This is a genomic window from Nesterenkonia sp. DZ6, assembly GCF_022565835.1.
Classification (GTDB): domain Bacteria; phylum Actinomycetota; class Actinomycetes; order Actinomycetales; family Micrococcaceae; genus Nesterenkonia.
The window spans coordinates 397,106-421,804 of record NZ_JAJOYW010000002.1 but is presented as its reverse complement, the minus strand read 5'-3'; the positions used below and the strand labels follow the sequence as shown (position 1 = coordinate 421,804).

The 24,699-nt window shown below is 64.9% G+C and carries 23 protein-coding genes; 21 read left to right on the top strand and 2 right to left on the bottom strand.

Going from position 1 to position 24,699, the window contains the following annotated elements; genetic code table 11:
* The first annotated feature begins 90 nt into the window (after nucleotides 1-90).
* The 3 genes from rplA (at nucleotide 91) to rplL (ending at nucleotide 2,136) form a co-directional block, all read left to right on the top strand.
* Nucleotides 91-795: a 50S ribosomal protein L1 gene (rplA, locus tag LTH93_RS07615; RefSeq protein ID WP_241465396.1), complete on the top strand. Its 705-nt coding sequence runs from the start codon at nucleotides 91-93 to the stop codon at nucleotides 793-795.
* Between the two features lie 384 nt (nucleotides 796-1,179).
* Entirely contained in the window at nucleotides 1,180-1,698 is a 519-nt protein-coding gene (gene rplJ / locus LTH93_RS07610) for a 50S ribosomal protein L10 (protein WP_241465395.1), read from the top strand.
* A gap of 60 nt (nucleotides 1,699-1,758) precedes the next feature.
* On the top strand, nucleotides 1,759-2,136 hold the full coding sequence (gene rplL, locus LTH93_RS07605) for a 50S ribosomal protein L7/L12 (RefSeq protein ID WP_241465394.1): 378 nt from the start codon (nucleotides 1,759-1,761) through the stop codon (nucleotides 2,134-2,136).
* Nucleotides 2,137-2,250: 114 nt separating this feature from the next.
* On the opposite strand, the gene LTH93_RS07600 is transcribed toward rplL, so the two are convergent.
* The gene (locus LTH93_RS07600) at nucleotides 2,251-2,742 is read right to left on the bottom strand and encodes a phage holin family protein (RefSeq protein ID WP_241470575.1); all 492 of its coding nucleotides are present in this window, start codon (nucleotides 2,740-2,742) and stop codon (nucleotides 2,251-2,253) included.
* Nucleotides 2,739-4,118, bottom strand: a complete 1,380-nt coding sequence (locus LTH93_RS07595) for a PspC domain-containing protein (protein ID WP_241470574.1) — start codon at nucleotides 4,116-4,118, stop codon at nucleotides 2,739-2,741. The genes LTH93_RS07600 and LTH93_RS07595 overlap by 4 nt, the downstream gene beginning before the upstream one ends.
* A 128-nt stretch (nucleotides 4,119-4,246) precedes the next feature.
* Here LTH93_RS07595 and LTH93_RS07590 point away from each other — a divergent pair, with 128 nt between their 5' ends.
* From LTH93_RS07590 to rpmC, 18 genes are all read left to right on the top strand, one after another.
* Nucleotides 4,247-5,683, top strand: coding sequence for an ATP-binding protein (locus tag LTH93_RS07590; protein ID WP_241470573.1), 1,437 nt, complete (start codon nucleotides 4,247-4,249; stop codon nucleotides 5,681-5,683).
* Nucleotides 5,684-5,711: 28 nt separating this feature from the next.
* Nucleotides 5,712-6,404 carry a response regulator gene (locus LTH93_RS07585; protein ID WP_274615993.1) on the top strand — a complete coding sequence of 231 codons (693 nt, stop codon included), beginning with the start codon at nucleotides 5,712-5,714 and terminating at the stop codon, nucleotides 6,402-6,404.
* 417 nt (nucleotides 6,405-6,821) lie between these two features.
* Nucleotides 6,822-10,340, top strand: a complete 3,519-nt coding sequence (gene rpoB, locus LTH93_RS07580) for a DNA-directed RNA polymerase subunit beta (RefSeq protein ID WP_241465390.1) — start codon at nucleotides 6,822-6,824, stop codon at nucleotides 10,338-10,340.
* 62 nt (nucleotides 10,341-10,402) lie between these two features.
* Nucleotides 10,403-14,290, top strand: coding sequence for a DNA-directed RNA polymerase subunit beta' (locus LTH93_RS07575; protein ID WP_241465389.1), 3,888 nt, complete (start codon nucleotides 10,403-10,405; stop codon nucleotides 14,288-14,290).
* Nucleotides 14,291-14,672: 382 nt separating this feature from the next.
* Complete coding sequence (rpsL, locus tag LTH93_RS07570) at nucleotides 14,673-15,047, top strand: 30S ribosomal protein S12 (RefSeq protein ID WP_036473238.1); 375 nt, start codon at nucleotides 14,673-14,675, stop codon at nucleotides 15,045-15,047.
* Complete coding sequence (gene rpsG, locus LTH93_RS07565; protein ID WP_106121792.1) at nucleotides 15,047-15,517, top strand: 30S ribosomal protein S7; 471 nt, start codon at nucleotides 15,047-15,049, stop codon at nucleotides 15,515-15,517. The genes rpsL and rpsG overlap by 1 nt, the downstream gene beginning before the upstream one ends.
* Before the next feature lie 18 nt (nucleotides 15,518-15,535).
* The gene (gene fusA / locus LTH93_RS07560) at nucleotides 15,536-17,650 is read left to right on the top strand and encodes an elongation factor G (RefSeq protein WP_241465388.1); all 2,115 of its coding nucleotides are present in this window, start codon (nucleotides 15,536-15,538) and stop codon (nucleotides 17,648-17,650) included.
* A 240-nt stretch (nucleotides 17,651-17,890) separates the two neighbouring features.
* Complete coding sequence (tuf, locus tag LTH93_RS07555) at nucleotides 17,891-19,081, top strand: elongation factor Tu (protein WP_241465387.1); 1,191 nt, start codon at nucleotides 17,891-17,893, stop codon at nucleotides 19,079-19,081.
* A gap of 574 nt (nucleotides 19,082-19,655) precedes the next feature.
* Nucleotides 19,656-19,964 carry a 30S ribosomal protein S10 gene (gene rpsJ, locus LTH93_RS07550; RefSeq protein WP_022871716.1) on the top strand — a complete coding sequence of 103 codons (309 nt, stop codon included), beginning with the start codon at nucleotides 19,656-19,658 and terminating at the stop codon, nucleotides 19,962-19,964.
* A 21-nt stretch (nucleotides 19,965-19,985) separates the two neighbouring features.
* Nucleotides 19,986-20,648: a 50S ribosomal protein L3 gene (gene rplC, locus LTH93_RS07545; RefSeq protein WP_241465386.1), complete on the top strand. Its 663-nt coding sequence runs from the start codon at nucleotides 19,986-19,988 to the stop codon at nucleotides 20,646-20,648.
* A 5-nt stretch (nucleotides 20,649-20,653) separates the two neighbouring features.
* Nucleotides 20,654-21,268 (top strand): 50S ribosomal protein L4, encoded by a 615-nt coding sequence (gene rplD / locus LTH93_RS07540; protein ID WP_106121922.1) that lies wholly within the window; start codon nucleotides 20,654-20,656, stop codon nucleotides 21,266-21,268.
* Nucleotides 21,265-21,573, top strand: a complete 309-nt coding sequence (gene rplW / locus LTH93_RS07535) for a 50S ribosomal protein L23 (RefSeq protein ID WP_106121796.1) — start codon at nucleotides 21,265-21,267, stop codon at nucleotides 21,571-21,573. The genes rplD and rplW overlap by 4 nt, the downstream gene beginning before the upstream one ends.
* A gap of 37 nt (nucleotides 21,574-21,610) precedes the next feature.
* Nucleotides 21,611-22,447 carry a 50S ribosomal protein L2 gene (rplB, locus tag LTH93_RS07530; protein WP_241465385.1) on the top strand — a complete coding sequence of 279 codons (837 nt, stop codon included), beginning with the start codon at nucleotides 21,611-21,613 and terminating at the stop codon, nucleotides 22,445-22,447.
* A 12-nt stretch (nucleotides 22,448-22,459) separates the two neighbouring features.
* The gene (gene rpsS / locus LTH93_RS07525) at nucleotides 22,460-22,741 is read left to right on the top strand and encodes a 30S ribosomal protein S19 (RefSeq protein WP_036473245.1); all 282 of its coding nucleotides are present in this window, start codon (nucleotides 22,460-22,462) and stop codon (nucleotides 22,739-22,741) included.
* A gap of 68 nt (nucleotides 22,742-22,809) precedes the next feature.
* Complete coding sequence (gene rplV / locus LTH93_RS07520; RefSeq protein WP_036473246.1) at nucleotides 22,810-23,175, top strand: 50S ribosomal protein L22; 366 nt, start codon at nucleotides 22,810-22,812, stop codon at nucleotides 23,173-23,175.
* A complete protein-coding gene (rpsC, locus tag LTH93_RS07515) occupies nucleotides 23,175-23,993 on the top strand; it encodes a 30S ribosomal protein S3 (RefSeq protein ID WP_241465384.1) in 819 nt (272 codons plus the stop codon). Before rplV ends, rpsC begins: the two co-directional genes overlap by 1 nt.
* The gene (gene rplP / locus LTH93_RS07510) at nucleotides 23,993-24,409 is read left to right on the top strand and encodes a 50S ribosomal protein L16 (RefSeq protein ID WP_036473248.1); all 417 of its coding nucleotides are present in this window, start codon (nucleotides 23,993-23,995) and stop codon (nucleotides 24,407-24,409) included. Before rpsC ends, rplP begins: the two co-directional genes overlap by 1 nt.
* A gap of 2 nt (nucleotides 24,410-24,411) precedes the next feature.
* Nucleotides 24,412-24,699, top strand: coding sequence for a 50S ribosomal protein L29 (gene rpmC / locus LTH93_RS07505; protein ID WP_106121797.1), 288 nt, complete (start codon nucleotides 24,412-24,414; stop codon nucleotides 24,697-24,699).

Here is a 24,699-nt window from a genome sequence, read left to right as displayed (position 1 = left end):
ATCAACTGACAAACAGTCCGGCCACGAGTCGGACGGTGGGAAGGGTCGAGCGCGACCCGCGTACCACGACTGCTAAGGAGAACAACGCAGATGGCAAAGCGCAGCAAAGCTTATGAAGCAGCGGCACAGAAGGTCAACGAAGATGCCCTGTACTCCCCGGCCGAGGCAGTAGCCCTGGCCAAGGAGATCAACCCGTCCAAGTCGGACGCCACCGTCGAGGTCGCCATGCGGCTTTCGGTGGACCCGCGCAAGGCGGACCAGATGGTCCGCGGCACGGTCATCCTGCCCAACGGCACCGGCAAGACCTCCCGCGTCGTCGTCTTCACCCAGGGCGACAACATCGCCAAGGCTGAAGAGGCCGGGGCTGACTACGTCGGCGGCGACGAGCTCATCGCCAAGGTCGCCGATGGCTGGACCGACTTCGACGCCGCCGTCGCCTCGCCCGACATGATGGGCAAGGTCGGTCGCCTGGGCAAGGTGCTGGGTCCGCGTAACCTGATGCCGAACCCCAAGACCGGCACCGTGACCCCCGACGTCGCCAAGGCTGTCAACGAGCTCAAGGGTGGCAAGATCACCTTCCGCGTGGACAAGCACTCCAACCTGCACTTCATCGTGGGCAAGACCAGCTTCGATGCCAAGGCGCTGGCGGAGAACTACGCCGCAGCGCTGGAAGAGATCCTTCGTCTGAAGCCCTCGGCTTCGAAGGGTCGCTACATCGCCAAGGCCACCGTGACCACCACCTTCGGCCCCGGCATCCCGGTGGACCCGAACGTGACCAAGGTGCTCACCGACTGACACGAGGCAACTCGTGCAGCACCAGGAAAGGCCCTCGTCCACCCGGACGGGGGCCTTTCCCGTCTCCGCGTCGTCTCCCGTTTTGCGCGGGCGCAGACCACCATGTAGAGTCAGGGCTGACCAAAGACCGCCGGTCGTTGTCGTCGTGCGCAGATCATTGGCTGATCTGCGTGGTCAGCAGACATCATGTCTGTGAGGCGATGCAACGTAAAGACCCGAATCGGGCGACCTGCGCAGGACACGATCAGCTCTTCTGAGAGGCTCTGCTCGCGGTGATACGCGAGCAGGTCAATCTTGAAGCCACGCCCCGTGCCTTGCGCAGCGGGGCATTTTTTATGCCCCGCCCGAGGGTGGTGACCGGCTTACATGATCGGAAGGAGTGCCATGGCGAATCCTGAGAAGGCTGCCGCCGTCGACGAGTTGAAGGAACTCTTCAACAACTCGACTGCCGCAGTGCTCACGGAGTACCGCGGCCTCTCCGTGGGCCAGCTGCAGACTCTGCGCCGGTCCGTGCGAGAGAACGCACACTACGCTGTGGTGAAGAACACGCTCACCGAGATTGCGGCCCGGGAACTCGGCATCGACGCCTTTGAAGGCAAGATGTCCGGACCCTCCGCAATCGCCTTCGTCCACGGCGATGCCGTGGACGTGGCCAAGGCGCTGCGTGACTTCGCCAAGAGCAATCCTGCACTGATCGTCAAGGGCGGCTACATGGATGGCGCCACCCTCGACGAGGCAGGAATGAAGCAGCTCGCGGATCTTGAATCCCGTGAGGTTCTGCTCAGCAAGATGGCTGGTGCCTTCATCGGCGTCCAGTCCAAGGCTGCCGCCGTCTTCCAGGCGCCGCTGTCCAAGACCGTTCGCACGGTCGAGGCGCTGCGCGAGAAGCAGGAAGCTGCCTGAGCTCGAGCTCAGCATTGATCCGCAAGCAACACCCCCTAAACATTTAGAAGGAGCGCCCCCATGGCGAAGATGAGCAACGAAGAACTGATCGAACAGTTCAAGGACATGTCCCTGATCGAGCTCTCCGAGTTCGTCAAGGTCTTCGAAGAGACCTTCGATGTCACTGCAGCCGCTCCCGCAGCCGCCGCCGCAGCTCCGGCAGCCGCAGCTGAGGAAGAAGAAGAGCAGACCGAGTTCGACGTGGTCCTCGAGGCCGCAGGCGAGAAGAAGATCGGCGTCATCAAGGAGGTGCGCGGTCTGACCTCCCTGGGTCTCAAGGAGGCAAAGGACGTCGTCGACAGCGCGCCCAAGGCAGTTCTCGAAGGTGTCGACAAGGCAACCGCCGAGAAGGCCAAGGAGACCCTGGAAGCAGCAGGCGCCACCGTCACCCTCAAGTGATCGGGGCGGCGACAGCCGCATCCAGGCAGTCCTGACTGCACACAGAGATCCCCCGGAAGGCTTCCTTCCGGGGGATCTCTGTGTGCAGCACCTGGACCCGGCTGCATCGACGGCTCAGATGCGCTGTCCCGGCTTCGGCCGCAGACCTGCCCCCACCAGGGCCAGCCCGGCAAGGCTGCAGACGCCCAGCGCGACGATGAGCGGCTCGATGTGGATCCCGAGCACCACGCTCGCCAACACCCACAGGGCCAGCGCGATGGCCACCGCGGCGTAGACGGCGCCGCCGATGCGCGGCCCCTGCCGGTGTCCCGACCGGGGGGATCGCTCGGCTCCGGACACCATGCCGCCTGGATCCCTGGTCGGCCTCGTGAGCGCATCCCGGGCCTGGTCGGGGTCTGTCGTCGTGCCGCCGGCGAGAGCCGCCTCCTGCTCGGCGCGCTCGAACCAGCGCGGCCCGCGCTCCGGTTCCTTCCAGGTGAAGTCCTGCTCGCTCTGGGCCCGCAGCGATTCCGCGAGCAGCTCATCGACGTCTGCGGGCTCGGGCGGCAGCGGGGTGGTGGGATGCGTGGGGGAGTGTTCGCCTGGGCGCTCTGGTGTGGTGTTCATCGCGCATTCTCTGCTTCCTGGGCGTAGGTGGTGTCGTCATAGATCGTGGTGTTGCCGAAGGCTGAGTTCAGGTCGAGACGGATCTCCCGATCGAAATCTTCCGGGCCCAGCACGAGGTCCTCCCCGGAGATGCCTGACCGCTCGAGCCGGTCGTCCTGGGTGGCGATCTCGAGGTTGCTCAGCGCCTGCCCATTGCTGACCACGATCCGCGCGTCATCGGGAACGATCACCGTGGTGTTTGAGAACGCGTTGTTGATCTCCGCGTCCTCGGTGGGGATCACCCCATCCGAGGGATCTCCGGCGGCGAGGTCGCGCAGATCAACCGTGGTGTTGGAGAAGCCGCTGTTCACCTCCGACTCCGTGGTCGTGTAGCTGCCGAAGGCGTAGTTCGCGCCGGATCCGAAGCCCCCGGCCCCGCTCTGGCCGGCGAAGAGCACCAGCATGATCACGGTGCTGACCATCAGCAGACCTGGGGCGCCGGGTCGTCCGCGCAGCGCGGCGACGAGGTGGCCTGAGGCCAGCAGCAGCACGAGGCCCGCAGTGGCGACCAGGGCCACGGCGAGTGCGGAGAGCCCTAACCCGCCGCCGAACCAGGCCAGCCCGATGATCACCGGGATGGAGAGCATGGCCAGTCCCCAGCTGAGCTGGCGATGACGACGACGCTCGGCGCGTTCGCGCGGGGAGGCTCCCGGGCTCCTGCCGGGTCGCGGTGCCGCGGCCCGCGCGGTCATCGTCTCCTGACGAGCAGCCCGTTGAGCGGCAGAACCGTGTCCCGCAGCTGAAGCCGGGGTCCCGGTCTGAGGCGTGGGGTCCTGTTCCTTCGGGTACCAGGCCGGCTTTCCGTCCGCACGCGGCGGTGCGGGCTCGCCGGCCTCAGCTTTTCCCGCCTGCGCGCCGGCCGTTCCCGGGGTCGTGCGCGTGCCTCCGGCACCGTTGATGGTGGTGTTGCTGCGGTGATTGCGGATCAGCACGTAGACCAGCCAGGCCACCGCGCCGAGGACGACCAGGTTGATCAGCACCGCCAGCGGTCCGGCGATGCTGATCGGGGTGAAGATGTTCAGCGCCCCGATGATCGCGAGCAGCACGCCTCCGATGAAGCCGGAGCTGAAGCTGCCGCGCACGGCCTGCTCCGCGTGTATCTCACCCGCCCGGTTGGGGACCAGGATCCAGGCCAGCCCGTAGAGCAGGGCCGCCGGCGAGAAGAAGATGATGAAGGCGACGACGCCGAGCCCACGCACCAGCGCGACGTCCCAGCCGACCTTGGCGGCCAGTCCGGCGAAGACCCCGCCGAACCAACCTTCGTCGGGACGCATCAGCCCCGTTGTGCGCATCCAGCTGAAGAAGCGCCGGCCCGTCTCAGGCTTGTGATTTTCCATGTCTCCAGTCTGCGCCAACCACACCGGCGGCCGCTATTGGGGGGCCCCCTGATCGAACCCTGATCTCCGTTCTCCGTCCCCGGATCCTGGGGCAGAACGCATCGAGGTGAGGGAGCGGGCGTGGCACTATGGAAGATATGGACGCCGCCCCCGAGACACCTCCGGCGCCGCAGCGCAGCCCCGTGCCGCGGCCACCGCTGCTGCGCGCCGCCGACACTCCGCTGGCGGGGGTCTGTCTGGGGCTCTCCCGCCACCTGAAGGTCTCGGTGCCCGTGGTGCGCGCCGTGATGATCGGGCTGAGCATCGCCGGAGGGGTGGGGCTGCTGCTCTACTGCTGGCTCTGGATCTTCGTCCCCGGCGAGGATGAACCTCGTTCACAGGCCGCCACCCGTGGGCTCAGCGGGCCCGCGGTCGACGCTGCCGGGTCTGCCCACCCCGATGCCCGTACCTCCCCGTCGAGTGCCGCGGAGGGGATCGGTCCGAGGACCGACCCGATGTCGTCCTGGGGGACCCGGGTGAAGGGGCTCGTCGATGCGCTCACGTCCTCGCCCCAGGTCCTGCTCGGCGGCGCGCTCCTCGGCGGAGCCGGTCTGATCGGACTGCAGCTTCTCGGTGCGCAGATCAACTGGTGGCTCATCGGCCCTCCCATGATCCTCGGGGCCGGAGTGCTGCTGGCCTGGTCCCAGGTCGACGCGATCAGTCCCATCGCCGGGGACGAAGCGGGGGCAGGTGCGCGCGGCGCGGTCGGGCGACGCTCGCGACAGGCGATCCTCTGGCAGTTCTGCATCGGAGTGGCCCTGGTGATCCTTGCGCTGCTGCTGCTCGCGGGAGGATTCCTCCCGGCCGCGGACCTGATCCTGGGACTGATGGTCGCCGGGATGCTGCTCGCCGGCGTCGCCCTGGTGACCGCCCCCTGGCTCATCAGGCTCTACCGCACCTCCAACACCGAGCGTGCCCGCGCCGCCGCCGAGGCCGAACGGGCCGACATCGCGGCACACCTGCACGACTCGGTGCTCCAGACGCTGGCCATGATCCAGAAGCATCGCCATGACCCCGCCGCGGTGGAGCGGCTGGCGCGGCGGCAGGAGCGGCAGCTGCGCGGGTGGCTCTACAGCCGAGACAGCGCCGACACCGGGACGCTGAAGGAGCAGCTGACCAGCGTCGCGGCAGAGCTCGAGGAGCTGCACAGCGTGCCCGTGGAGGTCATCGCCGTCGGCGAGTCGCGGGGCACCGATCACCGAGTCCTGGTGGCGGCGGCCCGGGAGGGGATCGTCAACGCGCTCAAACATGCCGGCCCCGCCTCGGTGTACCTGGAGTCCACCGCTGCTGAGGACGCGGTGTTCATCCGCGACCGTGGGGTGGGCTTCGACCCCGCCGGCATCGAATCTGACCGGCTCGGGGTGCGTGAATCGATCATCGGGCGGATGAACCGGGCCGGGGGATCCGCGCGGATCCGTTCCGGGGAGAACGGCACCGAAGTCCAGCTCCGGATGCCCGTCGCCGCGGCGACCGGGCCGGAGCCGGCGACCGAGCCGACGCCAGAGCGCGAGGAGACCTATGGGTGAGCACCCTCCCCGGCAGCCTTCAGGCGCCATGGGCGGCCAGAGCAGAGGCCGCGCAGAGCCAGCACCACCGGGCGCGCGACTGCGTCGGGTGGTGATCATCGATGACCACGGCATCTTCCGCGCCGGGCTCAAGTCAGAGTTGGCTGGTCGCGTGGAGGTCGTCGGAGAGGGCCACGACGTCGAGTCGGCGATCTCTGCGGTCCGGGCCGGACAACCGGATGTGGTGCTCCTCGACGTCCATCTGCCCGGAGGCACCGGCGGGGGAGGGGCCGAGGTCGTGCGCGCCTGCCGAGACCTCCCCGAGGTGCGCTTCCTCGCGATCAGCGTCTCCGATCAGGCTGAAGACGTGGTCTCGGTGATCCGCGCCGGGGCCCGCGGCTACGTCACCAAGACCATCAGCACCGCCGAGCTGGTCGAGGCGGTCCAGGACGTCGCCGGCGGTGATGCGGTCTTCTCTCCACGCCTGGCAGGCTTCGTCCTGGACGCCTTCGGCACCGGCGGCGTCGAAGACGTGCGCGATGAGGAGCTCGACCGACTCTCCGCGCGTGAGGTGGAGGTCATGCGGCTGATCGCGCGCGGCTACACCTACCGGGAGCTCGCCAGCGAGCTGTTCATCTCGATCAAGACCGTGGAGACCCATGTCTCCAAGGTGCTGCGCAAGCTCCAGCTCTCCTCCCGACACGAGCTCACCCGCTGGGCGGAGCGGCGCCGGATCGTCTGAGGCCCGACCGGCCGGGCCGCAGGCCCCGCCCAGAGGGCCACCGCGCCCCCGGCCGGAGGCGTCGTGGACCCTCGGCCGGCGGCGTCGTGGACCTTCACCCGGAACCGGCGCTGAGTCGGCGCTGAGCCGGGCGCGCCGGGGATGTGTCCCACCGCACGCCCCGCGCGTGGAGGCTGGTACAGTTACTGCCCAGAAAGCCCGGAGCCCGTCAGCGCTCTCCGCCGGCCTTCCCATTCGGCGTCAGGCGCAGTCCTCACGTCCTTCGCCCCAGTGGCCTCGTCTTGCCTTGGGCTGCCTTCGTGGTCTATTCTGTACTTTTGCGCATCTTCTCTACATCAGTGCCTTCAAATAGCGGTGGGCAGTTGAATTTATGCGTGATTCCTACGGAAGCTACGAAGGTCTGTGGAAGGATCCAACTTGGTCGCCTCGAGCACCTCAACGACTCAAACCGCTGCCTCGGCCCGCACTGCTGAATACGCAGGCCGACTCTCATTCGCAAAGATCCACGAACCCCTCGATGTCCCAGAGCTTCTGGCTCTGCAGATCGACTCCTTCGACCGCCTCATCGGCAACGACAGCTGGGCTGCTCGTGTCGAGGAGGCCCGACAGAAGGGCATCAAGGGCGTTTCCGAAACCTCCGGACTCTCCGACATCTTCGAAGAGATGTCACCGATCGAGGACTTCCAGGGCACCATGTCCCTGAGCTTCTCCGATCCTGAGTTCGCCGACCCCAAGATGCCGGTCGCTGAGTGCAAGGAACGGGACACCACGTATTCCGCTCCGCTGTACGTCAAGGCCGAGTTCATGAACCACAACACCGGCGAGATCAAGCAGCAGACCGTGTTCATGGGCGATTTCCCGCTCATGACCGATCGCGGCACATTCATCATCAACGGCACCGAGCGTGTCGTGGTGTCCCAGCTGGTCCGTTCCCCGGGTGCCTACTTCGAGCGCACCCCGGACAAGACCAGCGACAAGGACATCTACACCGCCAAGGTCATCCCCTCCCGCGGTGCCTGGTTCGAGCTCGAGATCGACAAGCGCGATCAGGTCGGCGTGCGCCTCGACCGCCGTCGCAAGCAGCCGGTCACCGCGCTGCTGAAGGCCCTGGGCTGGAGCGAGTCCCAGATCCTGGAAGAGTTCGGCGAGTATGACTCGATCCGCGCCACCATGGAGAAGGACGCCTTCGAGACCCAGGCCGACGCGCTGATCGACATCTACCGCAAGCTGCGTCCAGGCGAGCCGCCGACCGTGGAGGCCGCCGAGTCGCTGCTGCGCGGGCTCTACTTCACGCCGAAGCGCTACGACCTGGCCAAGGTGGGCCGTTACAAGCTCAACCGCAAGCTCGGCGTGGACAAGGCGTTCACCGACGCCGACGCCTCGGTGCTCAACGAGCAGGACATCGTCGCGATGATCCACTACCTCGCCGCGCTGCACGCCGGCAAGGAGAACATCAAGGGCATCCGCGACGGCTCCGAGATCGACGTCCACATCTCCGTGGATGACATCGACCACTTCGGCAACCGGCGCATCCGTGCGGTCGGCGAGCTCATCGAGAACCAGGTCCGCACCGGCCTGTCTCGTATGGAGCGTGTGGTGCGCGAGCGGATGACGACTCAGGACGTCGAGGCCATCACGCCGCAGACGCTGATCAACATCCGCCCCGTCGTCGCCTCCATCAAGGAGTTCTTCGGCACTTCCCAGCTCTCGCAGTTCATGGATCAGAACAACCCGCTGGCCGGACTGACGCACAAGCGTCGCCTCTCCGCGCTGGGCCCGGGCGGTCTCTCCCGTGATCGCGCCGGCATGGAGGTCCGTGACGTCCACCCGTCGCACTACGGCCGCATGTGCCCCATCGAGACCCCGGAAGGCCCGAACATCGGCCTGATCGGCTCGCTGGCCACCTACGGGCGGATCAACGCCTTCGGCTTCATCGAGACCCCGTACCGCAAGGTCGTCAAGGGTGTCGTCACCGAACAGATCGACTACCTCACCGCCGACGACGAGCTGGTCTCCCAGATCGCCCAGGCCAACGCGCCGCTGAACGAGGACGGGACCTTCGCAGAAGCCACCGTCCTCTGCCGCGGCCGTGCAGACGGAACCGGTGAGCAGGGCGAGCCCGTGCTGACCATCCCGGACGAGATCGACTACATGGACGTCTCGCCGCGCCAGATGGTGTCAGTCGCCACCGCGCTGATCCCGTTCCTGGAGCACGACGACGCCAACCGCGCGCTGATGGGTGCGAACATGCAGCGCCAGGCTGTGCCGCTGCTGGAGTCCGAGTCACCGCTGGTCGGCACCGGCATGGAGAAGTTCGCCGCCATCGACGCCGGAGATTCGGTCACCGCTGAGAAGCCCGGCGTGGTCACCCGCGTCGCGGCCGACATGGTCACCGTGCTCAACGACGACGGCACGCAGATCCACTACCCGATCATGAAGTTCCAGCGCTCGAACCAGGGCAACGCCTACAACCAGCGTGTGCGGGTCTCCGAGGGGGATCGTCTGGAGCGCCAGTCGATCATCGCCGACGGACCTTCCACCGAGGCCGGCGAGCTGGCCCTGGGCAAGAACCTGCTGGTCGCGTTCATGTCCTGGGAGGGTCACAACTTCGAGGATGCGATCATCCTCTCCCAGCGGATGATCCAGGACGATGTGCTCACCTCGATCCACATCGAGGAGCACGAGGTCGACGCCCGCGACACCAAGCTCGGTGCCGAAGAGGTCACTCGTGACATCCCCAACGTCTCCGAGGAGATGCTCGCCCAGCTCGACGAGCGCGGCATCATCCACATCGGTGCCGAGGTCTCCGCCGGAGACATCCTGGTCGGTCGCGTCACGCCCAAGGGCGAGACCGAGCTGACCCCGGAGGAGCGCCTGCTGCGCGCCATCTTCGGTGAGAAGTCCCGCGAAGTGCGCGACACCTCGCTGAAGGTTCCCCACGGCGAGTCCGGCACCGTCATCGGCGTCCGGATCTTCGATGCGGAGGAGGGCGATGATCTGCCCCCCGGTGTGAACCAGCTGGTCCGCGTCTACGTGGCCAACAAGCGCAAGATCACCGACGGCGACAAGCTCGCCGGCCGCCACGGCAACAAGGGCGTCATCTCCAGGATCCTTCCTGTGGAGGACATGCCCTTCCTGCCCGACGGCACCGCGGTGGACATCGTGCTCAACCCGCTGGGCGTGCCCGGTCGTATGAACATCGGCCAGGTCATGGAGGTCCACCTCGGGTGGGCCGCCAAGCAGGGCTGGAAGATCGAGGGCGAGCCTGACTGGATCAAGAAGCTCCCGAACCTGCCCCGCGAGACCGGACCCACCAAGGTCTCCACCCCGGTGTTCGACGGCGCCGAGCCGGCCGAGCTGACCGGCATCCTGGAGTCTGTGAACCCGTCACGCGACGGCGAGCAGCTCGTGGGCGCCAACGGCAAGGCGCAGCTCTTCGACGGTCGCTCCGGTGAGCCGTTCCCCGAGGGCGTCGCGGTCGGTTACATGTACATCCTGAAGCTGCACCACCTTGTCGACGACAAGATCCACGCACGCTCCACCGGACCGTACTCGATGATCACCCAGCAGCCCCTGGGCGGCAAGGCACAGTTCGGCGGACAGCGCTTCGGTGAGATGGAGGTCTGGGCCCTGGAGGCCTATGGCTCCGCCTACACCCTGCAGGAGCTGCTGACGATCAAGTCCGATGACATCCACGGTCGAGTGAAGGTCTACGAGGCCATCGTGAAGGGCGAGAACATTCCGGAGCCAGGCGTTCCGGAGTCGTTCAAGGTGCTCATCAAGGAGATGCAGTCGCTCTGCCTCAACGTGGAGGTCCTCTCCGCGGACGGCAGCAAGGTCGAGATGCGTGACTCGGAGGAAACCGGGTTCAGCGCTGCGGAGGAGCTCGGCATCGACCTCTCCCGCGCAGAGCCCAGCTCGGTCGAAGAGGTCTGAGGGCCTCACCGATGCACCTTCACTCCGTCACGAATCTTTAGAGAAAAGAGAGATACCGGACTATGTCCCAAGAATCCTCATTCGGCACAATGCGTATCGGGCTTGCCACCGGTGACGAAATCCGTGGTTGGTCATATGGTGAGGTCAAGAAGCCTGAAACCATCAACTACCGCACCCTGAAGCCCGAGAAGGACGGACTCTTCTGCGAGAAGATCTTCGGCCCGTCCCGGGACTGGGAGTGCTACTGCGGCAAGTACAAGCGGGTCCGCTTCAAGGGCATCATCTGTGAGCGCTGCGGCGTCGAGGTCACTCGCGCCAAGGTGCGTCGTGAGCGGATGGGCCACATCCAGCTCGCCGCCCCGGTGACCCACATCTGGTACTTCAAGGGCGTTCCCTCGCGCTTGGGCTACCTGCTTGACCTGGCGCCGAAGGACCTCGAGAAGGTCATCTACTTCGCCGCCTACATGATCACCGAGGTCGACACCGACCGTCGCCACGACGACCTGCCGAACCTGCAGGCCGAGATCGATCAGGAGCTCAAGCACCTGGCCGATCAGCGTGACTCCGACATCGCCGCGATCTCCAAGGACCTCGAGGGTGACCTCGAGCGCCTGGAGGGCGAGGGTGCCAAGGCTGCCGAGAAGAAGAAGGCACGCGACACCTCCGACAAGCAGATGTCGCAGGTGCGCAAGCGCGCCGACGCCGAGATCGAGCAGCTCGAGCGGGTCTGGGATCGCTTCAAGAACCTCAAGGTCTCCGACCTCGAGGGCGATGAGGCGCTCTTCCGTGAGATGCGCACCCGCTACGGCCAGTACTTCGAAGGTGCGATGGGCGCTGAAGCGATCCAGCGTCGCCTGGCCACCTACGACATGGAGGCCGAGGCAGAGCGTCTGCGCGAGATCATCGCCACCGGCAAGGGCCAGCGCAAGACCCGCGCCCTGAAGCGGCTGAAGGTGCTCAACGCGTTCCTCGCCAACGGGACCACCCCGCGCGGCATGGTGCTCGAGGCCGTCCCGGTGATCCCCCCGGAGATCCGTCCGATGGTCCAGCTCGACGGCGGTCGCTTCGCGACCTCAGACCTCAACGATCTGTACCGTCGCGTGATCAACCGCAACAACCGCCTGAAGCGTCTGCTGGATCTCGGTGCTCCCGAGATCATCGTGAACAACGAGAAGCGCATGCTCCAGGAGTCCGTGGACTCGCTCTTCGACAACGGTCGTCGCGGTCGTCCGGTCACCGGACCGGGCAACCGTCCGCTGAAGTCGCTCTCCGACATGCTCAAGGGCAAGCAGGGACGCTTCCGGCAGAACCTGCTCGGCAAGCGCGTGGACTACTCCGGCCGTTCGGTCATCGTGGTGGGCCCGCAGCTGCAGCTGCATCAGTGTGGTCTGCCCAAGCAGATGGCGCTGGAGCTCTTCAAGCCCTTCGTGATGAAGCGCCTGGTCGATCTCAACCACGCGCAGAACATCAAGTCGGCCAAGCGCATGGTGGAGCGTCAGCGCCCCCAGGTGTGGGATGTTCTCGAAGAGATCATCACCGAGCACCCGGTGCTGCTGAACCGCGCACCCACCCTGCACCGTCTGGGCATCCAGGCCTTCGAGCCGCAGCTGGTGGAGGGCAAGGCCCTTCAGCTGCACCCGCTGGTCTGCTCGGCGTTCAACGCCGACTTCGACGGTGACCAGATGGCAGTCCACCTCCCGCTGTCCCCCGAGGCCCAGGCCGAGGCGCGCATCCTGATGCTCTCCTCGAACAACATCCTGAAGCCCTCGGACGGACGCCCGGTGGCGCTGCCCTCACAGGACATGATCATCGGTCTGCACCACCTGACCACCCAGCGTGAGGACGAGACCGGCGCAGGCCGCGCCTTCTCCTCCATCGGTGAGGCTCAGATGGCCTTCGACCTGCGCGAGCTGCACATCAACGCGCCGGTCAAGATCACCGTCGAGGGCTACACCCCCTCGGCGGCGGTTCCTGCTCCCGAAGGCTGGGAGCCCGGAACCCCGGCCACGCTGAACACCACGATGGGCAAGGTGCTCTTCAACCAGCTGCTGCCAGAGGGCTACCCCTGGCAGGACTCGGTGGCGGACAAGGGCCAGCTCTCAAGCCTGATCAACGATCTGGCCGAGCGCTACCCGAACAACGTCACCGCGCGCACCCTGGACAACCTCAAGGATGCCGGCTTCTACTGGTCCACCCGCTCGGGCGTCACCGTCGCAATCTCCGACGTGACCTCGAACATGGACAAGAAGAAGATCATGGACGTCTACGAGGACCAGGCCGCCAAGGTCCAGTCCCAGTACGACATGGGCCTGATCGGTGATGACGAGCGCCACGCAGAGCTGGTCGAGATCTGGACCAAGGCCACCGACGAGGTGGCCGCAGCGATGCAGGCCGGCATGGATGAGCACAACAACATCAACCGGATGGTCACCTCCGGCGCCCGAGGCAACTGGCTTCAGGTCCGACAGATCGCGGGCATCCGTGGTCTGGTGACCAACCCCAAGGGTGAGATCATCCCGCGGCCGATCAAGTCCTCCTACCGCGAGGGCCTCTCGGTCCTCGAGTACTTCATCGCCACCCACGGTGCCCGCAAGGGCCTGGCGGATACGGCGCTGAAGACGGCGAACTCGGGTTACCTGACCCGTCGTCTGGTGGACGTCTCGCAGGACGTCATCGTGCGTGAAGCAGACTGCGGGACCTCCCGCGGGCTGACCGTCACGATCGCGGTGGCCGATGAGAACGGTGAGCTGAAGCTGCACGACGAGGTGGAGAACTCCGCCTACGCACGCACGCTCGCCGTCGACGTGAACGACGCCGAGGGCAACCTTCTGGCCGAGGGCGGCTCAGACGTCGGCGATGTGCTGATCGACAAGCTCTTCGCCGCAGGCGTCTCTGAGATCAAGATCCGCTCCGTGCTGACCTGTGAGTCCGCCGTGGGTACCTGTACCCGCTGCTACGGACGCTCGCTGGCCACCGGACAGACCGTGGACATCGGCGAGGCTGTCGGCATCATCGCCGCACAGTCCATCGGTGAGCCCGGCACGCAGCTGACCATGCGTACCTTCCACACCGGCGGCATCGCCTCGGCCGATGACATCACCCAGGGTCTGCCCCGTATCCAGGAGCTCTTCGAGGCCCGCACCCCCAAGGGTGTGGCGCCGATCGCAGAGGTCGCCGGACGGGTGCACCTGGATGATTCAGAGAAGCAGCTGCGACTGGTGCTGACTCCTGATGACGGATCCGAGGAGCACGCCTACCCGATCCTGCGCCGCGCACGTCTGCTCGTCTCCGACGGTGAAGCCGTCGAGGTCGGTCAGCAGCTGGTGGCAGGCGCTGTGGATCCCAAGCAGGTGCTTCGAGTGCTCGGCCCCCGCGCCGCGCAGAAGTTCCTGGTCTCCGAGGTCCAGCACGTCTACCAGTCCCAGGGCGTGGGCATCCACGACAAGCACGTGGAGGTCATCGTCCGGCAGATGCTGCGCCGGGTCACCGTCATCGACTCCGGCGGCACGAAGCTGCTGCCGGGCGAGCTGGCGGACCGGTTCCGCTTCACTGCCGCCAACCGCAAGGCTGTGGCAGAGGGCGCGCAGCCGGCCTCGGGCCGTGACGAGCTGATGGGCATCACCAAGGCCTCACTGGCCACGGATTCCTGGCTCTCGGCGGCCTCCTTCCAGGAGACCACCCGGGTGCTCACCCAGGCGGCGATGGAGAGCAAGTCCGACCCGCTGCTGGGCCTGAAGGAGAACGTGATCATCGGCAAGCTGATCCCGGCCGGCACCGGTCTGGATCGCTACACGCAGTCCACGGTCGAGCCGACCGAGGAGGCCAAGGCCAACCTCTTCACCGGCCCGAGCCTCTACGGATCCAGCTTCGACTACGCAGGAGTCGAGGGCGACGGCGAGTTCCATGCCATCCCGCTCGACGACTACAACACCGATGTCGACTTCCGCTGAGCGGAGCTGACGGCTGCGTCCGCTGAGGCCCGCAGCACCGGGTATCAGGGACTGAGCACGAGAAGAGGCCCGGGGGAGCGACGCTCTCCCGGGCCTCTTCTCGTCCGTAGGACCTTCCTGCGGCTGCAGAGTCTCCAGTCGAGCGTCGTGCCGGAGGGCCCGCCCTCGGCCCCGTTCGCTCTCTGCGGGTGCAGCTGGTAGTGTTAACCTGATTGTTTCTGATGTGGCAGAGGGACTCGGTCCGGGTTGCGGGAAAGGTGCGCAACACATGCCACATTTTTGCACGCCTGGGGACCAGAGCCCGCGGACCGTGTGTAGAACTCTCGACCGCGGGCAGACCTCAAGCCTCTGCTTCCCTCACTACACGTATGGAGAACGCATAGTGCCTACTATTCAGCAGCTTGTGCGCAAGGGGCGTCATCCCAAGCGCACCAAGAACAACACCCCTGCACTGCAGGGCAGCCCGATGCGTCGTGGCGTATGCACCCGTGTGTACACCACGACCCCGAAGAAGCCGAACTCCGCGCTGCGCAAGGTGGCTCGTGTTCGCCTCGGCGGCGGCGTCGAAGTCACCGCCTACATCCCAGGCGAGGGTCACAACCTGCAGGAGCACTCGATCGTGCTCGTGCGCGGCGGCCGTGTGAAGGACCTTCCCGGTGTCCGTTACAAGATCGTCCGCGGCGCCCTCGACACCCAGGGTGTCAAGGGTCGCGGTCAGGCTCGCTCCCGCTACGGCGCCAAGAAGGAGAAGAAGTAATGCCACGTAAGGGACCCGCACCTAAGCGCCCTCTCGTCCAGGATCCGGTCCACGGATCACCCTTGGTCACACAGCTGATCAACAAGGTCCTGGTCGACGGCAAGAAGTCCACCGCTGAGCGCATCGTCTACGGCGCGCTCGACGGCGTCGCGAAGAAGTCCGGCGATGACCCGGTGACCACGCTCAAGAAGGCCATGGACAACGTCCGCCCCGCACTGGAGGTCCGCTCCCGCCGCGTCGGCGGCGCGACCTACCAGGTCCCGGTGGAGGTCAAGCCCGGTCGCTCGACCGCGCTGGCCCTGCGCTGGCTGGTCGGCTACTCCAAGGACCGCCGCGAGAAGAGCATGACGGATCGCCTGATGAACGAGATCCTCGACGCCTCCAACGGCCTCGGTGCCGCTGTGAAGCGCCGCGAGGACACTCACAAGATGGCAGAGTCCAACAAGGCCTTCGCCCACTACCGCTGGTAATAGAAAAGGGGAATCACCGTGGCACAAGACGTGCTCACTGACCTCAAGAAGGTCCGCAACATCGGCATCATGGCTCACATCGATGCCGGTAAGACCACCGCAACCGAACGCATCCTGTTCTACACCGGCATGAACCACAAGATCGGTGAAACCCACGACGGTGCGTCCACGACGGACTGGATGGAGCAGGAGAAAGAGCGCGGCATCACGATCACCTCCGCCGCGGTGACCTGCTTCTGGGGCGACAACCAGATCAACATCATCGACACCCCCGGGCACGTGGACTTCACCGTCGAGGTGGAGCGCGCGCTGCGCGTCCTCGATGGCGCCGTCGCCGTCTTCGACGGCAAGGAAGGCGTGGAGCCGCAGTCTGAGACTGTCTGGCGCCAGGCCGACAAGTACAACGTCCCGCGCATCTGCTTCGTCAACAAGATGGACAAGCTCGGCGCTGACTTCTACTACACCGTGGACACCATCAAGTCCCGACTCGGTGCAACACCCCTGGTGATGCAGCTGCCGATCGGCTCTGAGAGTGAATTCGTCGGCGTCGTCGACCTGCTCCAGATGAAGGCCCTGGTGTGGCCCGGCGACTCCAAGGGCGATGTGACCATGGGTGCTGAGTATGAGACCCAGGAAATCCCCGAGGACATGAAGGAGCAGGCCGAGGAGTACCGCAACACGCTCATCGAGCAGGTTGCCGAAGCTGACGATGTGCTGATGAACAAGTACCTCGAAGGCGAAGAGATCTCCAACGACGAGCTCAAGGAAGGCGTCCGCAAGCTCACCGTGGCTTCCGCCGCCTACCCGGTCTTCTGCGGCTCCGCGTTCAAGAACCGCGGCGTCCAGCCGATGCTCGACGCTGTCATCGACTACCTGCCCACCCCGGCAGACGTCGAGGCCATGGAGGGCCACAAGCCCAACCATGAGGACGAGATCCTGACCCGCCGCCCGAGCAAGGACGAGCCGTTCTCCGCTCTGGCATTCAAGATCGCCTCCCACCCCTTCTTCGGGCAGCTCACCTTCATCCGCGTCTACTCCGGCAAGCTCAACGCCGGAGCGCAGATCGTGAACTCCACGAAGGGCAAGAAGGAGCGCATCGGCAAGCTCTTCCAGATGCACGCCAACAAGGAGATGCCGGTCGACGAGATCCAGGCCGGTCACATCTACGCGGTCATCGGACTCAAGGACACCACCACCGGTGACACCCTGTGCGATCCGAACCACCAGATCGTGCTCGAGTCGATGACCTTCCCGGAGCCGGTGATCTCTGTGGCCATCGAGCCGAAGTCGAAGAGTGACCAGGAGAAGCTCTCCACGGCCATTCAGAAGCTTGCAGCCGAGGACCCGACCTTCACCGTCACCCAGAACGACGAGACCGGCCAGACCGAGATCGGCGGAATGGGCGAGCTCCACCTGGACATCCTGGTGGACCGCATGCGCCGCGAGTTCAACGTGGAGGCGAACGTGGGCAAGCCCCAGGTCGCCTACCGCGAGACCATCAAGAAGCGTGTGGAGAAGGTCGACTACACCCACAAGAAGCAGACCGGTGGTTCGGGTCAGTTCGCCAAGGTGCTCATGAACTTCGAGCCCCTGGACACCGCGGACGGCGAGATGTACGAATTCGCCAACCTGGTGACCGGTGGACGCATTCCCCGCGAATACATCCCCTCGGTGGATGCAGGCATCCAGGACGCCATGGGTCTCGGCGTCCTCGCCGGCTACCCGATGGTCGGTGTCAAGGCCGAACTGACCGACGGCGCCTACCACGACGTCGACTCCTCGGAGATGGCGTTCAAGCTCGCCGGCTCCCAGGTGTTCAAGGAAGGCGCACGCCGGGCCAACCCGGTGCTGCTCGAGCCGATGATGTCCGTCGAAGTCCGTACTCCTGAGGAGTACATGGGCGAGGTCATCGGTGACCTGAACTCCCGCCGCGGACAGATCCAGTCCATGGATGACGCGGCAGGCGTGAAGGTCATCAAGGCACTCGTGCCGCTGTCCGAGATGTTCGGCTACATCGGCGAGCTGCGCTCGCGCACTCAGGGCCGCGCAGTCTTCACCATGTCCTTCAACTCTTACGCAGAGGTTCCGAAGGCCGTGGCAGAAGAGATCATCGAGAAGAACCGCGGCGCCTGATCCCCAACTCGGCTCCCCGGGTCCGCTGAGTCCGCTCAGCGGCCCGGGACCGAGCCGGGCGGCTCGGCAATGCTTTGAGGAAGCGAGGTCCCCGATTGACCTCCATTGCTCCTCACGCACCACCATTCGGGAAATTTCACCAAATACCTAGCGATTAGTAGACTTGCATGAGTTTCAGCCTCGTTGACAGTGCGGCTGGAGTAAGTCTTCTTACCTGAACAAGTTCTATAGGAGGAACCTGTGGCCAAGGCAAAGTTCGAGCGTAACAAGCCGCACCTTAACATCGGCACCATCGGTCACGTCGACCATGGCAAGACCACCCTGACCGCCGCGATCTCAAAGGTCCTGGCAGATAAGTTCCCGGACCTGAACCAGGGACGCGACTTCGCCTCGATCGACAACGCTCCCGAGGAGCGCGAGCGCGGCATCACGATCAACGTCTCCCACGTGGAGTACCAGACCGACAAGCGCCACTATGCACACGTGGACGCCCCCGGTCACGCTGACTACGTGAAGAACATGATCACCGGTGCTGCTCAGATGGACGGTGCGATCCTGGTCGTCGCCGCCACTGACGGCCCGATGGCACAGACTCGCGAGCACGTGCTGCTCGCCCGCCAGGTGGGCGTCCCCTCCCTGCTGGTCGCACTGAACAAGTCCGACATGGTCGAGGACGAAGAGCTCCTGGACCTCGTCGAGATGGAGGTGCGCGAGCTCCTCGATTCACAGGGCTACGACGGCGACAACGCACCGGTCATCCGCACCTCAGGCCTGAAGGCTCTCGAGGGCGACGCCGAGTGGGTCAAGACCGTTGAAGAGCTCATGGAAGCCGTGGATACCTTCATCCCGGAGCCAGAGCGCGACAAGGACAAGCCGTTCCTGATGCCCATCGAGGACGTCTTCACCATCACCGGTCGCGGCACCGTGGTCACCGGCCGCGCAGAGCGCGGCACGCTGAAGATCAACTCCGAGATCGAGATCCTCGGTATTCGTCCGAAGCAGAAGACCACCGTCACCGGTATCGAGATGTTCCACAAGCAGCTCGACGAGGCATGGGCCGGCGAGAACTGTGGTCTGCTGCTTCGCGGTCTGAAGCGCGATGACGTTGAGCGCGGCCAGGTCGTGGCTGCTCCCAACTCCATCACCCCGCACACCCAGTTCGAGGCCAACGTCTACATCCTCTCCAAGGATGAGGGCGGTCGCCACAACCCCTTCTACACCAACTACCGTCCGCAGTTCTACTTCCGGACCACCGACGTCACCGGCGTCATCTCGCTGCCCGAGGGCACCGAGATGGTCATGCCCGGTGACAACACTGAGATGACCGTTGAGCTCATCCAGGAGATCGCCATGGAAGAGGGCCTCGGCTTCGCCATCCGCGAGGGTGGACGCACCGTTGGTTCAGGTCGAGTCGTCAAGATCCTCAAGTAAGACCTGAGCTTCATGATGGTCGCGCAGACCTGAGCTGAACAACAGCTCAGCACAGGTCTGCGCAGCTCGATGAACAGGAGACCCCGGTGGCATGAGCCACCGGGGTCTCCTGTTTGTCATGGGTCTCCATCTATGTGAGAATAGACAGGTTGCTCACGGGCGCCATGCCCCGGTGTGCCCTCGGGTCCACCGTGTGGAGCGAATACCAGAACTTCAAAACCGACACCTCGCCAAGTGTCTCGCTGTGTGCAGATTTACTGTTCATATAAGCGACACGCCCGACCGCGGGGGTCGGATGCCCGTCAGTTCGAGGAACCCGTCGAGACCTGCTTCCCGCAGGATTCGCCCGGACGGATTCGGACTGTGCGGGTCGTGCATCAGCTTCGTGATCGTCAGACTCGGGAGACCGAGCAGATCGTGTTGCAGGTGCGCAGCCCATAACTGCAGAAGGTCAGTACCGCCTGTGCCCGCGAGGGACCAGCGCTGAATGCCTCTCTGGGAGCCCCATGGCTCCGTCACAGTCTTGGGCTGCGACGTAAGACGAATGTCAGAACACCAGAAAGAGGCTCAACGCATGGCGGGACAGAAAATCCGCATCCGGCTGAAGTCGTATGACCACGAAGTCATCGACACCTCGGCCCGGAAGATCGTCGACACGGTCACACGTGCTGGTGCAACGGTTGTCGGCCCAGTGCCGCTGCCCACCGAGAAGAACGTGTACGCCGTGATCCGGTCTCCCCACAAGTACAAAGACTCTCGCGAGCACTTCGAGATGCGCACCCACAAGCGCCTGATCGACATCGTGGATCCGACGCCCAAGGCTGTCGATTCCCTGATGCGACTCGACCTGCCTGCAGACGTCAATATCGAGATCAAGCTCTAGCAGGGAGGTGCTGAGAACACTATGACCAATATTTCCCGCGTTGAACTGAACGTCAAGGGGCTGCTGGGCACGAAGCTCGGCATGACCCAGGTCTGGGACGAGAACAACCTTCTCATCCCAGTCACTGTTGTCCAGGCCGACTCCAACGTCGTGACCCAGATCCGCACCACCGACAGCGACGGCTACAACTCCGTCCAGATCGGCTTCGGACGCATCGATCCCCGCAAGGTGACCAAGCCGCTGGCAGGCCACTTTGAGAAGGCCGGCGTGACTCCACGCCGCCACGTCGTGGAGATCCGCACCGGTGACTCGGGCTCGTATGAGCTCGGCCAGGACCTCACCGTCGAGTCTTTCGAGACCGGCCAGAAGGTCGATGTCATCGGCAAGACCAAGGGCAAAGGCTTCGCCGGCGTCATGAAGCGTCATGGCTTCGCTGGTGTGGGCGCCTCGCACGGTTCCCACAAGAACCACCGCAAGCCAGGCTCCATCGGCGGCGCATCCACTCCGGGTCGCGTCTTCAAGGGTCTGCGCATGGCAGGTCGGATGGGCGGCGTCCGTCAGACCACCCACAACCTGACCGTCCACGCAGTGGACCCCGAGAAGAACCTGCTGCTCATCAAGGGTGCCCTTCCGGGTGCTCGCGGCCAGGTCGTCCTGGTCCGCACCGCAGTGAAGGGAGCATGATCCACATGGCCAACAAGGTTTCTGTCGACTTCCCCGCCGAAGTATTCGACGCCAAGACCAATGTCGCGCTGATCCACCAGGTGGTCGTCGCACAGCGGGCCGCGGCTCGCCAGGGCACCCACAAGACCAAGACTCGTGCAGAGGTCTCCGGCACCGGCGCCAAGCCGTTCCGGCAGAAGGGCACAGGTCGTGCTCGTCAGGGTTCGCTGCGCGGACCGCACATGGTCGGCGGTGGCGTGGTCCACGGACCGCAGCCACGCGACTACTCCCAGCGCACGCCCAAGAAGATGAAGGCCGCCGCCCTGCGCGGTGCCCTCTCTGACCGGGCACGCAACGACCGCATCATCGTCGTGGATGCACTGGTCACCGACCAGGCGTCGACGAAGGCGGCCAAGGCTGCACTGGCAGGTCTCGGCGGAGCGAACCGCAACTGGCTGGTCGTGCTCGACCGCAGCGATGACATCGCCGCGCTGTCGACCCGCAACCTGCCGCACGTCCACACCCTGTATGCCGATCAGCTGAACACCTACGACGTCATCGTCTCCGATGACATCGTGTTCACGCAGGCCGGCTATGACGCCTTCCTGGCACAGGGAACTGCGAAGGAGGAGACCAAGTGAGCGTCCTTACCAGCAAGGACCCGCGCGACGTCGTCATCGCACCCGTCGTGTCGGAAAAGTCCTACAGCCTCATCGATGAGGGCAAGTTCACCTTCCTGGTGGACCCCCGGGCCACGAAGTCCGAGATCAAATACGCGGTGGAGAAGATCTTCTCCGTGCGTGTCGACTCGGTCAACACCATCAACCGAGCTGGCAAGCGCAAGCGCACCAAGTTCGGATGGGGCTCACGCACCGGCACGAAGCGGGCGATCATCACCCTCAAAGAGGGACACAACATTGACATCTTCGGAGGATCCGCAGCCTGATCGGCTGATCGGAACCACTTGATCGAGGAAGAAGAATATGGCTATCCGTAACCTCAAGCCGAACACACCGGGCCAACGCGGCTCGTCTGTGGCCGACTTTGCAGAGATCACCCGGGACACCCCGGAGAAGTCCTTGCTGCGTCCGCTGTCCAAGACTGGCGGCCGAAACAGCTCGGGCAAGATCACCACACGTCACAAGGGTGGTGGCCACAAGCGCCAGTACCGTGTGATCGATTTCCGTCGCGCAGACAAGGACGGCGTGCCGGCGAAGGTCGCTCACATCGAGTATGACCCGAACCGCACCGCTCGTATCGCGCTGCTGCACTTCATCGATGGCACCAAGCGCTACATCCTGGCTCCGGCCAAGCTGGAGCAGGGTGCTGCCGTGGAGTCCGGCCCCAACGCTGACATCAAGCCAGGCAACAACCTGCCGCTGCGCAACATCCCACTCGGCACCGTGGTGCACGCGGTGGAGCTGCGGCCAGCAGGCGGCGCCAAGCTCGGCCGCTCCGCAGGTGCAGGCATCCAGCTGGTGGCCCGCGAGGGCAAGTTCGCCCAGCTGCGTCTGCCCTCCGGCGAGGTCCGCAACGTCGACGTGCGCTGCCGTGCGACCATCGGCGCCGTGGGCAACGCCGAGCAGTCCAACATCAACTGGGGCAAGGCTGGACGCATGCGCTGGAAGGGCGTTCGTCCGACCGTCCGCGGTGTTGTGATGAACCCGGTCGACCACCCGCACGGTGGTGGCGAAGGCAAGACCTCCGGCGGTCGTCATCCGGTCAACCCGAATGGCAAGCCGGAAGGGCGCACCCGCCGTCCGAACAAGGCAAGCGACAAGCTCATCGTGCGTCGCCGTCGTACCAAGAACAAGCGATAGGAGCCTGGAGACATGCCACGCAGCTTGAAGAAGGGCCCCTTCGTAGATCAGCACCTGTACCTCAAGGTCGTCGCTGAGAACGAAAAGGGCACCAAGAATGTCATCAAGACATGGTCCCGCCGTTCCATGATCATCCCCGACATGCTCGGCCACACTCTGGCTGTGCACGACGGACGCAAGCACATCCCCGTGTTCATCACTGAGTCGATGGTCGGGCACAAGCTCGGCGAGTTCGCTCCGACGCGTACATTCCGCGGCCATGTGAAGGACGACAAGAAGGGCAAGCGCCGCTGATCGCTTCCTCATCCGAGGAACGATCTGCGAGCTTGTACTTCGTGTCACAAGACGAGAGAAGGAAAGCAATGGAAGCCAAGGCAATTGCGCGCTACCTGCGTGTGACGCCTATGAAGGCCCGGCGCGTCGTCGACCTTGTCCGCGGCAAGCAGGCCAACGAAGCACTGGCAATTCTGAAGTTCGCCCCTCAGGGCGCTACAGAGCCGGTGGCCAAGGTGGTCGCTTCTGCGCTGGCGAATGCTCGCCAGCACGCAGACAAGGAAGGAGTCGCCTTTAACGAGGACGCCTTCTTCATCACCGAGGCACGCGTCGACGAAGGCCCGACCATGAAGCGGTTCCGACCCAGGGCTCAAGGCCGGGCGTTCCGCATCAACAAGCGCACCAGCCACGTGACCATCGTGGTCGGCGCCGAAGAGAAAGGTGGGGATCAGTAGTGGGACAGAAGATCAACCCCAATGGTTTCCGTCTGGGCATCACCACTGACCACGTTTCGCACTGGTACGCCGACTCGACCAAGGCCGGTCAGCGATACAAGGACTTCGTGAAAGAGGATGTCCAGATTCGGGAACTCCTGGCCAAGTCCGTGGAGCGCGCCGGCATCTCGAAGGTTGAGATCGAGCGCACCCGCGATCGTGTTCGTGTGGATATCCACACTGCGCGGCCAGGCATCGTCATCGGTCGCCGCGGCGCCGAGGCGGACCGGATCCGCAGCGAGCTGGAGAAGCTCACCGCCAAGCAGATCCAGCTGAACATCCTCGAGGTCAAGAGCCCCGAGACCGATGCTCAGCTGGTCGCCCAGGGTGTGGCCGAGCAGCTCGCGGCTCGTGTGGCCTTCCGCCGCGCGATGAAGAAGGCCATCACCTCGGCGATGCGTTCAGGGGCAAAGGGTATTCGTATCCAGTGCGCCGGTCGCCTCGGCGGTGCAGAGATGTCCCGCTCCGAGTTCTACCGCGAAGGTCGCGTTCCGCTGCACACCCTGCGCGCGAACATCGACTTCGGCAAGCACGAGGCCAAGACCACCTTCGGCCGCATCGGTGTGAAGGTCTGGGTCTACAAGGGCGATCTCACCGCCAAGGAACTCGCCGCCCAGCAGGCTGCACAGCCTTCCGGTCGCGGTGGAGCCCGTGGTGGTCGTGGTGGACCCCGTGGTGGAGGCGAAGAGCGTCGTCGTCGTGGCCCAGGCCGCGGTCGCGAAGCCGGTGCCCAGGCACCCGCCGAAGCCGGATCTGGTGCTGAAGGAGGGCAGAGCTGATGTTGATGCCCCGCCGAGTCAAGTACCGCAAGCCGCACCGGCCCAAGCGCCGCGGGCGGGCCAAGGGTGGAACCGAGCTCGCCTTCGGCGAGTACGGCATCCAGGCCCTTGATCCCGCCTACGTGACGAACCGCCAGATCGAATCTGCGCGTATCGCCATGACCCGCCACATCAAGCGTGGCGGCAAGGTCTGGATCAACATCTACCCGGACCAGCCGCTGACGAAGAAGCCTGCCGAGGTCCGCATGGGCTCCGGCAAGGGTTCTCCCGAGTGGTGGATCGCCAACGTCAAGCCCGGACGCATCATGTTCGAGCTGTCCGGTGTCACGGAGGAAGTCGCCAAAGAGGCGCTCCGCCTGGCAATCCACAAGCTGCCCATGAGGGCACGCGTGATCAGCCGAGAGAGTGGTGAGTGACAATGGCAGTTGGAACCAAAGAGCTGACCGTTGAGAAGCTCGCAGAGATGGACTCAGCAGGCCTGTCAGAGGCGCTGCGCTCTTCCAAGGAAGAGCTGTTCAACCTCCGCTTCCAGTCCGCCACCGGCCAGCTGGAGAGCTCCAGCCGGTTGAAGGACATCAAGCGCGACATCGCCCGGATCTACACCGTGGTGCGTGAGCGGGAGCTGGGCATTCGCGAGAATGTCGATGCCGCCGCGGACTCCTCGGATTCGGCTGATGAGCAGAACGAGAAGAAGACTGAGGACTGA

Coding starts and splice junctions, on each gene's coding strand:
- rplA (WP_241465396.1), top strand. CDS start 91: ATGGCAAAGCGCAGCAAAGCTTATGAAGCAGCGGCACAGAAGGTCAAC.
- rplJ (WP_241465395.1), top strand. CDS start 1,180: ATGGCGAATCCTGAGAAGGCTGCCGCCGTCGACGAGTTGAAGGAACTC.
- rplL (WP_241465394.1), top strand. CDS start 1,759: ATGGCGAAGATGAGCAACGAAGAACTGATCGAACAGTTCAAGGACATG.
- LTH93_RS07600 (WP_241470575.1), bottom strand. CDS start 2,742: ATGAACACCACACCAGAGCGCCCAGGCGAACACTCCCCCACGCATCCC.
- LTH93_RS07595 (WP_241470574.1), bottom strand. CDS start 4,118: ATGGAAAATCACAAGCCTGAGACGGGCCGGCGCTTCTTCAGCTGGATG.
- LTH93_RS07590 (WP_241470573.1), top strand. CDS start 4,247: ATGGAAGATATGGACGCCGCCCCCGAGACACCTCCGGCGCCGCAGCGC.
- LTH93_RS07585 (WP_274615993.1), top strand. CDS start 5,712: ATGGGCGGCCAGAGCAGAGGCCGCGCAGAGCCAGCACCACCGGGCGCG.
- LTH93_RS07575 (WP_241465389.1), top strand. CDS start 10,403: ATGTCCCAAGAATCCTCATTCGGCACAATGCGTATCGGGCTTGCCACC.
- rpsG (WP_106121792.1), top strand. CDS start 15,047: ATGCCACGTAAGGGACCCGCACCTAAGCGCCCTCTCGTCCAGGATCCG.
- rpsJ (WP_022871716.1), top strand. CDS start 19,656: ATGGCGGGACAGAAAATCCGCATCCGGCTGAAGTCGTATGACCACGAA.
- rplC (WP_241465386.1), top strand. CDS start 19,986: ATGACCAATATTTCCCGCGTTGAACTGAACGTCAAGGGGCTGCTGGGC.
- rplD (WP_106121922.1), top strand. CDS start 20,654: ATGGCCAACAAGGTTTCTGTCGACTTCCCCGCCGAAGTATTCGACGCC.
- rplB (WP_241465385.1), top strand. CDS start 21,611: ATGGCTATCCGTAACCTCAAGCCGAACACACCGGGCCAACGCGGCTCG.
- rpsS (WP_036473245.1), top strand. CDS start 22,460: ATGCCACGCAGCTTGAAGAAGGGCCCCTTCGTAGATCAGCACCTGTAC.
- rplV (WP_036473246.1), top strand. CDS start 22,810: ATGGAAGCCAAGGCAATTGCGCGCTACCTGCGTGTGACGCCTATGAAG.
- rplP (WP_036473248.1), top strand. CDS start 23,993: ATGTTGATGCCCCGCCGAGTCAAGTACCGCAAGCCGCACCGGCCCAAG.
- rpmC (WP_106121797.1), top strand. CDS start 24,412: ATGGCAGTTGGAACCAAAGAGCTGACCGTTGAGAAGCTCGCAGAGATG.